Source organism: Spirillospora sp. NPDC049652 (genome assembly GCF_040675125.1).
Classification (GTDB): domain Bacteria; phylum Actinomycetota; class Actinomycetes; order Streptosporangiales; family Streptosporangiaceae; genus Spirillospora.
In genome coordinates this window covers 1-6,889 of record NZ_JBFAOF010000352.1, presented here as the reverse complement: position 1 = coordinate 6,889, position 6,889 = coordinate 1, and the positions used below count along the sequence as shown (strand labels likewise).

5 protein-coding genes are annotated in these 6,889 nt (G+C 71.5%); 2 read left to right on the top strand and 3 right to left on the bottom strand.

Annotation, left to right across the window (positions count from 1 at the left end; all coding sequences use genetic code 11):
* Both AB0J52_RS21790 and AB0J52_RS21785 read right to left on the bottom strand, forming a co-directional pair.
* The coding region (locus AB0J52_RS21790; protein ID WP_500183608.1) for an alpha/beta hydrolase at positions 1 to 536 on the bottom strand (536 nt) is incomplete at its 3' end.
* 255 nt (positions 537 to 791) lie between these two features.
* Entirely contained in the window at positions 792 to 1,958 is a 1,167-nt protein-coding gene (locus AB0J52_RS21785) for a cystathionine gamma-synthase (protein ID WP_500183606.1), read from the bottom strand.
* Positions 1,959 to 2,131: 173 nt separating this feature from the next.
* Here AB0J52_RS21785 and AB0J52_RS21780 point away from each other — a divergent pair, with 173 nt between their 5' ends.
* The gene (locus tag AB0J52_RS21780) at positions 2,132 to 4,306 is read left to right on the top strand and encodes an MMPL family transporter (protein ID WP_500183604.1); all 2,175 of its coding nucleotides are present in this window, start codon (positions 2,132 to 2,134) and stop codon (positions 4,304 to 4,306) included.
* Positions 4,307 to 4,570: 264 nt separating this feature from the next.
* Here the strand turns inward: AB0J52_RS21780 and AB0J52_RS21775 are convergent, their stop codons facing one another.
* A complete protein-coding gene (locus tag AB0J52_RS21775) occupies positions 4,571 to 5,953 on the bottom strand; it encodes a cystathionine beta-synthase (RefSeq protein ID WP_500183602.1) in 1,383 nt (460 codons plus the stop codon).
* 187 nt (positions 5,954 to 6,140) lie between these two features.
* Between AB0J52_RS21775 and AB0J52_RS21770 the strand changes: the two genes are divergently transcribed.
* On the top strand, positions 6,141 to 6,889 hold a 749-nt coding region (locus AB0J52_RS21770; protein WP_500183600.1), incomplete at its 3' end, for an SGNH/GDSL hydrolase family protein.

Sequence of the window (6,889 nt, the reverse complement as noted above, 5' to 3'; positions counted from 1 at the left end):
TGGGCGGCGGGCGCCAGCCGGTAGTTCGCGGCGAACACGGTGAAGCCCTGCGCGGTGAGGCGGCGCGCGAGGTACTTCCAGGAGCGCTTGTCGCCCTCCAGCCAGTAGCCGCCGTGCAGCAGGAAGACACCGGGACGGGCCTTGGCCTTCTTGTCCTTGGGGTCGGCGGGCTGCCAGTAGACGTCCACGCGCTGCCGGGCGTTCTTGCCGTAGGCGAAGGTCTTCACCTTGGGCAGCTTCGGCGTGACCATCACGGCCTTGCCGGTGACGGTCGCGCTCGGGTCGGCCTGCGGCGTCCCGGAGGGCGTCCCGGACGGAGTGGACGGGCCGGTCGACGGCGTCCCGGAGGGGGTGTCCGACGGCGACGGCGACTCCGAGCCGGTCGGCGCGGTCGGGGGCGGGAACGTCGGCGGGGACGAGGGCCCGACGGTCGTGCCGGGGGTCGGGAGCGGGGTCGCGCCCGCGGTACCCGGAACCGATGCGGCGGACACGCACACCGCGGCGAAGGCCGCGCCGCCGACCAGAACTCTGCGCACTCCAACCCCTTTCGGACGCCCGCTTCCGGGCGATCCCGGGCACATCATACGGCTTTGATCACCGAAACGGCCGTCCCCGGCCCGCCTTCGCGGCGGACCGGGGACCTACCTGGGAACACGCGGAACCAGCACCCGGCGGGGCCCCTTCCGCACACCGGCTACGGACGGCCGGGCGCCGGCGCGCGGGTCAGCCGAGGGCGCGGATCAGCCTAGGGCGCGGATCAGCCGAGGGCGCGGATCAGCCTAGGGCGCGGATCAGCCTAGGGCGCGCTCCAGGTCGGCGAGCAGGTCGTCGACGTCCTCGATGCCGACCGACAGCCGGACCAGGTCGGCCGGCACCTCCAGCGGCGACCCGGCGGCGGACGCGTGCGTCATCCGGCCCGGGTGCTCGATCAGCGACTCGACCCCGCCGAGGGACTCGCCGAGGGTGAACAGCTTGGTCGCCTCGCAGATCCGGACGGCGTCCTCTTCCGACCAGGCGCGGAACGAGACCATGCCGCCGAACCGCCGCATCTGCTTGACCGCGACGTCGTGGCCGGGGTGGTCGGGCAGGCCCGGGTAGAGCACCTGCTTGACGGCGCGGTGCGCGGTCAGCATCTCCACGATCTTCTCGGCGTTGTCGCAGTGCCGGTCCATCCGGACGCCGAGCGTCTTGATGCCGCGCAGCGTCAGCCAGGCGTCGAACGGCCCGGCGACCGCGCCCATCGAGTTCTGGTTGAACGCCAGGCGCTCGCCGAGGTCGCCGTCCCGGACGGCGAGGGCGCCGCCGACGACGTCGGAGTGCCCGCCCATGTACTTGGTGGTCGAGTGGACGACGATGTCGGCCCCGAGCGTCAGCGGCTGCTGCAGGTAGGACGAGGCGAAGGTGTTGTCCACCACCAGCAGCGCGCCCGCGTCGTGCGCGACGGCCGCGAGGGCGGCGATGTCGGAGATGCCGAGCAGCGGGTTGGTCGGGGTCTCGACCCAGACGATCTTGGTCTCCGGACGCATCGCCGCCCGCACCGCCGCGACGTCGCCGAGCGGGACCGGGTCGAACGAGACGCCCCACGGCGCGGCGACCTTGGCGAACAGCCGGTAGGTGCCGCCGTAGGCGTCGTTCGGGATGACCACGTGGTCACCGGGGCGCAGCAGCGTCCGCAGGATCGCGTCCTCGGCGGCCAGGCCGGACGCGAAGGCCATCCCGCGCGTGCCGCCCTCGACCGCCGCGACGCACTCCTCCAGCGCCGTCCGGGTGGGGTTGGCCGAGCGCGAGTACTCGTAGCCGCCGCGCAGCCCGCCGATGCCGTCCTGCTTGTAGGTGGAGACCTGGTAGATCGGCGGGACGACCGCGCCCGTCGCCGGGTCCGGCTCCTGCCCGGCGTGGATCGCCAGCGTCTCGAAACCATGCACAGGGACGTTGCCCTGGGGAACCTCGTTGTCCATAGGCACGAGGTTATCCACCCGGCCCCCCTCCCAGAGGAGGAGGCCATCCCCCGCAGGTATGGGCCGCCATTTCGGCTCACCGGGTGACCCGTCCGGCGCTCGCGATCTCTACCGTTAAGGGGTAATCGCGACCCCCGCCTCTCCGTTCTCCGCCCTACCTGAAGGACGCTTGCATGTTCGCACGGCTCGCGCGTTTCGTCGTGAGACATCCGTGGTACACGATCGTGGCCTGGTTGATCATCGGCACTCTGGTCGTCTTCCTCGCGCCCGGCGCGAAGAAGAAGTCCGACCAGAAGGACTTCATGCCCTCCAAGTACGAGTCGATCCAGGCCGCGAAGGTACTGTCGGACGCCTTCCCGCAACACGCGGACGCCACCGCGTTCGTGGTCGTGAAGCGCACTGACGGCTCGCCCATCACCCCGTCCGACTCGGCCAAGGTGACGGCCGCCGCCAAGACGCTCACCGACAAGCACTACAAGTCCGTCCAGGGCTTCATGGCCGGCCCGCAGACCGTGGCGCCGAACAAGGCCGTTCAGGTCATCAGCGTGCCGATGACCGGCACCGACAGCAAGGCCCAGAAGGCCCAGAGCCAGGCCATCAAGGACATGCGCAAGGACATCCCGTCCGTGCTGGGGTCCGGCCTGACGGCGAAGGTCGGCGGTGACACGGCCGCCTTCACCGACAACGAGAAGTCCTTCACCCAGTCGATGGCGATCGTGTCGAGCGCCACGTTCATCCTGATCATCGGCCTGATCCTGTTGATCTTCCGGGCGCCGCTGGCGGCGCTGCTGCCGATCTTCGTGATCATGCTGACGGAGATCGTCACGACCAAGCTGATCGGTCTGGCCTCCCATCTGCTGGACTTCTCGACCGACGACAGCCTCCAGATCATCCTGACGATCGTGCTGTTCGGCGTCGGGGCCGACTACTACCTGTTCGTCCTGTTCAGGTTCAGGGAACGCCTGCGCGCCGGGGACGACAAGAAGACCGCCCTGATCACCGCGGTCGAGCGTGTCGGCGAGGTCATCACCTCCGCCGCCGCCGCGATCGCCGCGACGTTCCTCGTGCTCATGCTCGCCTCGTTCGGCCTGTTCGCCGCGTGGGGCCCGTCGCTCGCCATCGCCGTCGTGGCCATGGGCATCACCTCGCTGACCCTCGTCCCGGCGCTGCTGTCGCTCCTCGGCACGGCGACCTTCTGGCCGTCCAAGTCCTGGAAGAAGCAGCCGAAGGCCCGCGCCTCGGTCAAGCTCGGCAAGTTCGTCGGCGGACGTCCGCTGATCGTGGCCCTCGGCACCGGCGCGCTCATGATCGCGCTCGCGGCGGGCGCGTTCTCCTTCAAGGCCGACTACGACTTCCAGTCCGGCTTCCCGCAGAACACCGAGTCGGCGCAGGCCGGCAAGGACATGCAGAAGGGCTTCCCGCCCGGCCTGACCACCCCGGTCCAGGTGCTGCTGAAGTCCACCGACGGCGGGGCCGTCCCGAAGGCCTCGGTCGCCGAGTTCCGGGCGAAGGCCAAGTCCCTGCCGGGCGTCGGGACCGTCCAGCAGGAGGTGCCGAACGCCAAGGGCGACGTCGTCCGGGTGGACCTGCTGCTGAAGCAGAACCCGAACGACAACGCCGCGATCACGCTGGTCAAGGACAAGCTCACCCCGGCCGCGCACGAGATCACGCCCGCGGGCACCAAGATGTACGTCGGCGGCGCGACCGCGATCTACAGCGACATGAACAAGGTGGTCAACCGCGACCTGTCGGTGATCCTCCCGGTCGCCGCCGCGCTGATCGCCCTGATCCTGCTGGCGCTGCTCCGCTCGGTCGTCGCCCCGCTCTACCTGGTCCCGGCGGTGCTGCTCGGCTTCGCCTCCACCATGGGCGCCGCGGTGTTCGTCTTCCAGGGCATCCAGGGCACGGAGGGCGAGGTCTTCCACCTGCCGATCATGCTGTACCTGTTCGTGCTGGCCATCGGCACGGACTACAACATCCTGATCACCGCACGGCTCCGTGAGGAGGCCAAGGAGGGCCACGAGCCGCGCCGCGCCGCCGCGCTGGCCGTCCAGCACAGCGGCCCGACGATCGCCGCCGCCGGCCTCATCCTGGCCGCGACCTTCTCGGTGATGCTGCTGGCGAAGGTGTCGATGCTCCAGCAGATGGGCTTCTCCATCGCGATGGGCATCGCCCTGTCGGCCTTCGTCATGGCGCTGTTCCTGGTGCCGAGCATCACGGCCCTGCTGGGCCGCGCGGCCTGGTGGCCGGGCCACGGCGGCACCGCCCGCCGCGCGCCCGCCCAGGCCACCCCGCCGCAGGACCCGATGGCCGACAACCCGTTCGCCCCGACCGGAAGCCGGTACTAGAGGACGTCGGGACGCGCGCCGGGGCCATCCAAGCCGCCCACATCCCGGCGTGCGCCCCGACTCGGGGAAGGCCGAAGCCCCGGAGACCCCGCGGTCTCCGGGGCTTCGTCGTTCCCGGACGGCCGGGCCCGCGGTCCCGGCCGGACACGCGAGACCGTGCGACGGCCGGCCCGGTCCCGACGGACGGCCCGGTCCTCGGCGTCCCCCCCCCCGGACATGCGAACGGTCCCTCCCCCGGCTCGGGGAGGGACCGTTCGGCGTTGATCAGTGGGCGGCCAGGAAGGCGATCAGGTCCTGGCGGGTGATGAGGCCCTTGGGCTTGCCGTCCACGAGGACGACGGCGGCGCCGGACTTCTCCAGCACCGGGACGGCCTTGGAGACCGGCTCGCCGGAGCCGATCGTCGGCAGCGGCGCGGCCATGTGCGCCTCGACCGGCTCCGACAGCCGGCCGCGGTCGCGGATCAGCAGGTCGAGCAGGTCGGACTCGCTGACCGAGCCGATGACCTCGGCGGCCATCACCGGCGGCTCCTCCTTCATGACGGGGAGCTGCGAGACCTCGTACTCGCGCATGATCGCCACGGCGGTCTGGACCGACTCGTGCGGGTGGGTGTGCACGAACTCGGGGAGGGCGCCGCCCTTGCGGGTGAGCACCTCGCTGACCGTGGCCTCCTCGGTCGGGGACGACAGGAAGCCGTAGTTGCTCATCCACTCGTCGTTGAAGATCTTCGAGAGGTAGCCGCGGCCGCCGTCCGGCAGCAGGACGACGATGACCGCGTCGTCCGGGGCCTCCTCCGCGACGCGCAGCGCCGCGACGACCGCCATCCCGCAGGAGCCGCCGACCAGCAGCGCGTCCTCGCGGGCGAGGCGGCGGGTCATGGTGAACGAGTCCTTGTCGGACACGGCGATGACCCGGTCGCAGATGTCGCGGTCGTAGGTCTCCGGCCAGATGTCCTCGCCGACGCCCTCGGTGAGGTACGGACGGCCCGTCCCGCCGGAGTAGACCGAGCCCTCGGGGTCGGCGCCGACGATCTCGACGCGGCCGCCCGAGACCTCCTTCAGGTACCGGCCGGTGCCGCTGATCGTCCCGCCGGTGCCCACGCCCGCGACGAAGTGCGTGATACGGCCCCCGGTCTGCTCCCAGATCTCCGGGCCGGTGGTCTCGTAGTGCGAGCGCGGGTTGTTCGGGTTGACGTACTGGTTGGGCTTCCACGCCCCCGGGATCTCGGCGGCGAGCCGGTCCGACACCGAGTAGTACGAGTCGGGGTGCTCGGGCGAGACGGCGGTCGGGCAGACCACGACCTCGGCGCCGTAGGCGCGCAGGACGTCGATCTTGTCCTTGGCGACCTTGTCCGGGCAGACGAAGACGCACCGGTAGCCGCGCTCCTGCGCGACGATGGCGAGGCCGACGCCGGTGTTGCCGGAGGTCGGCTCCACGATCGTGCCGCCGGGCTTGAGCTCGCCCGACTCCTCCGCGGCGTCGATCATCCGAACCGCGATGCGGTCCTTCACCGAGCCGCCGGGGTTGAAGTACTCGACCTTGGCGAGCACCTGCGGCCCGTCCGGCCGGGTGACGCCACGGGTCACGTTGCGCAGCCGGACCAGCGGCGTGTTGCCCATCAGTTCGACGAGCGAGTCATGCACCTGCATCGCGACATCCTTGTCGTGATCAACGAAGCGAAACCTGGATGACATCCCGGCACGGCACTGTTACCGAAGTAGGAGGGAATACGGTTTCGATAGATTGCGGTTCCCGACGGTAGCCCAGATCGACGTGGCCGGGCATCTCCACCCTACGGGGACGGGAGCCCTGCTCTGACGGGGGGGTGACGGACGAATGCCGAGAGCGTTCACCGCGCGGCGCGTCGCGGCCGCGGCGGCCTACGGCGGCGGCGGGATCACCGCGCTGGGCGGGCTGACGGTCGGGCTGGTGCTCGCCGAGGCCCGGCTCGCCCGCCGGGTCATCGGGGCCACGCCGAGCGGCGACCCGCCCCGGGCGGACGGCGTGTACGGGGCCGGGCTGCCGGGTGAACCGCTCTCCTTCGCCGTCCTGGGCGACTCCACCGCCGCGGGCCTGGGCGTCCACACCCCCGGCGAGACCCCGGCGGCGCTGCTGGCCGACGGCCTCGCCTCGATCGCCGGACGGCCCGTCCTGATGGCCAATGTCGCCCGGTCCGGCTCGCGGTCGGAGGCCCTGGCGCGGCAGGTCGAGCTGGCGCTGCCCGCCGCGCCGGAGATCGCCGTCATCATGATCGGCGCGAACGACGTCACCTCGCGGGTGCGCTCGGCGGACGCCGTCCGGCACCTGGGCGCGGCGGTCGAGCGGCTGCGCGCGGCCGGCGCGGAGGTCGTGGTCGGCACCTGCCCGGACCTCGGTTCGGTGAAGCCGTTGATGCAGCCGCTGAAGTGGGTCGCCAGACGCGCCAGCCGGCAGCTCGCCGCCGCCCAGACGATCGCCGTCGTGGAGCGCGGCGGACGCTCGGTCTCCCTCGGCGACCTGCTCGGCCGCGAGTTCGCCGCCGACCCGGCCGGGATGTTCAGCGAGGACCGGTACCACCCGTCCGCGCGCGGCTACGCGGCCGCCGC

What these genes read in the sequence shown, in the direction of transcription:
- AB0J52_RS21785 (WP_500183606.1), bottom strand. Translation starts at nt 1,958, where the DNA reads ATGGACAACGAGGTTCCCCAGGGCAACGTCCCTGTGCATGGTTTCGAG.
- AB0J52_RS21780 (WP_500183604.1), top strand. Translation starts at nt 2,132, where the DNA reads ATGTTCGCACGGCTCGCGCGTTTCGTCGTGAGACATCCGTGGTACACG.
- AB0J52_RS21775 (WP_500183602.1), bottom strand. Translation starts at nt 5,953, where the DNA reads ATGCAGGTGCATGACTCGCTCGTCGAACTGATGGGCAACACGCCGCTG.